Source organism: Chryseobacterium formosum (assembly GCF_026460885.1).
Lineage (GTDB): Bacteria > Bacteroidota > Bacteroidia > Flavobacteriales > Weeksellaceae > Chryseobacterium > Chryseobacterium formosus.
Window position 1 is genome coordinate 1 of sequence record NZ_JAOVZW010000060.1, and the last position, 336, is coordinate 336.

Below are 336 nucleotides of genomic sequence, written 5' to 3' on the forward strand. Positions count from 1 at the left end.
ATTCTGCGTATTTATCTTTGTTACTTTATTCTTAGTTTTCAAACTCTGAAGCTGTCTTCCTCCCATATCATACAATGTAATATCAGCTTCCTTAAAGTCAAACCCTATTTCCACATAACAGTAATCTGATACCGGATTCGGGTAAATCTTCATGTCTTGTTTTTCAATCAGCTGATCGATTTGGCTGTCACCAAGCTTTACAATCTTCCAGTTTTCTTTCCCCAATTCCTCGGCACTTGTTCCTGCCAAAACAATCGAGCCGTCTTTATTCATTTTCAGATCAGACAGTCGTTCCTCTTTCTTTCTGGATTCTCCTTTCACATGCTTTCTCCATTG

At 38.4% G+C, this 336-nt stretch carries 1 protein-coding gene; it reads right to left on the reverse strand.

Annotation, left to right across the window (positions count from 1 at the left end):
• The coding region (locus OF897_RS21555; protein ID WP_323809087.1) for a T9SS type A sorting domain-containing protein at positions 1-336 on the reverse strand (336 nt) is incomplete at both ends.